This is a genomic window from Streptomyces sp. NPDC007095 (assembly GCF_040634475.1).
Taxonomy (GTDB): domain Bacteria; phylum Actinomycetota; class Actinomycetes; order Streptomycetales; family Streptomycetaceae; genus Streptomyces.
This window is the reverse complement of the sequence record NZ_JBEYFS010000502.1, coordinates 1-1805: the sequence shown is the minus strand read 5'-3', so window position 1 is coordinate 1805 and position 1805 is coordinate 1. Positions and strand designations below refer to the sequence as shown.

Here is a 1805-nt window from a genome sequence, read left to right as displayed (position 1 = left end):
TCCCCGCGCCCCTGAAGGGGCGCGGGGAACTGCGCGGTCTTGGGGGCCCGGGGGCGGAGCCCCCGTGGGATGGGACGGGTAGGGGCGGCGGGGGCGAGGGAAACCCGGCGGTCACCTCGATCGTGCCAAAGCGGAGTGCCACGACCCGGTACTGCTACGTCCCGGACAAACGACCTCCCGCCGCCCTGGCCCTACCGTGGACCACGAACGCCAAGGACTCCTCAACCTCGGAAGGGCCGGGAATCGACATGACTTCCACCCACGCCTTCTGGCTCGCCGGCCGCCAGGCCACCGGTGAGACCACCTTCGATGTCACCTCGCCGTGGGACGGCCGGGTCGTCGGTCAGGTCAGCGTCCCGACCGAGGCACAGGTCGAGGAGGCCGTCGCCGCCGCGTACGCCGTACGCGACGAGTTCGCCGCCACCCCCGCCCACGTCCGCGCCGCCGCCCTCGACCACGTCAGCAAGCGCCTGGTCGAGCGCACCGAGGAGATCGCGCAGCTCATCTCCGCCGAGAACGGCAAGCCGATCAAGTGGGCCCGCGGCGAGGTCGGCCGCGCGGTGTCCGTCTTCCGGTTCGCCGCCGAGGAGGCCCGCCGCTTCAACGGCGGCGAGGCCCAGCGCCTCGACACCGACCTCGGTGGCCAGGGCCGCCTGGCCCTCACCCGCCGCTTCCCGAAGGGCGTCGTCCTCGGCATCGCGCCCTTCAACTTCCCCCTCAACCTGTGCGCCCACAAGATCGCCCCGGCCATCGCCGCCGGCGCGCCGATCATCCTGAAGCCGGCGCCCGCGACCCCGCTCTCCGGACTGATCATCGGTGACCTGCTCGCCGAGACGGAGCTGCCGGCCGGCTCCTGGTCGATCCTCCCGGTCTCCAACGACCGGATGCCGGCCCTCGTCCAGGACGAGCGGCTCCCGGTCATCTCCTTCACCGGGTCCGAGAAGGTCGGCTACGCGATCATGGACTCGGTGCCGCGCAAGCACTGCACCCTGGAGCTCGGCGGCAACGGCGCGGCCGTCGTCCTCGGCGACTGGGCGAGCGACGAGGACCTGGACTGGGCCGCGACCCGCATCGCCACCTTCTCCAACTACCAGGGCGGCCAGTCCTGCATCTCCGTGCAGCGCGTGATCGCGGACGCGTCGGTGTACGAGCGGCTGCTGCCGCGCATCGTCGCCGCCGTCGAGTCCCAGGTCACCGGCGACCCGTCCGACGACAAGACGGACGTCGGCCCGCTGGTCAGCGAGGACGCCGCCCAGCGCGTGGAGTCCTGGGTCGACGAGGCCGTCCGGTCCGGCGCCACCCTCCTCACCGGCGGCAAGCGCGACGGTGCCTCCTACGCGCCGACCGTGCTCGCCGACGTACCGGCCGAGGCGACGATCTCCTGCGAGGAGGTCTTCGGACCGGTCCTTACCGTGCGCAGGGTGGACGGGGAGGCGGAGGCCTTCGCCGCCGTCAACGACTCCAAGTACGGCCTCCAGGCAGGCGTGTTCACGCACGACCTGCAGGTCGCCTTCCGCGCCCACCGCGCACTGGAGGTCGGTGGCGTGGTCGTCGGCGACGTGCCGTCCTACCGTGCCGACCAGATGCCCTACGGCGGTGTGAAGCAGTCCGGTGTCGGCCGTGAGGGCGTCAAGTTCGCGATGGACGACTACACGTACGAGCGGGTCCTCGTGCTGACGGGCCTCGCGCTCTAAGGACACGAGAGTTTAACTTGAAATTTAACCTTCAGTGATCGTTTGAGGTTCGGATCGTTCACTCACATGGGGATCTGCCGGACATGGCGACGACCTCCCTTTCACGCTGTG

Annotated in this window: 1 protein-coding gene; it reads left to right on the top strand. The window is 70.7% G+C overall.

All coding sequences use genetic code 11. The annotated features are described in order from the left end of the window. Positions 1-248: 248 nt before the first annotated feature. Positions 249-1694, top strand: a complete 1446-nt coding sequence (locus ABZ656_RS57765) for an aldehyde dehydrogenase family protein (RefSeq protein ID WP_101400957.1) — start codon at positions 249-251, stop codon at positions 1692-1694. Positions 1695-1805 lie beyond the last annotated feature (111 nt).

Coding starts and splice junctions, on each gene's coding strand:
- ABZ656_RS57765 (WP_101400957.1), top strand. CDS start 249: ATGACTTCCACCCACGCCTTCTGGCTCGCCGGCCGCCAGGCCACCGGT.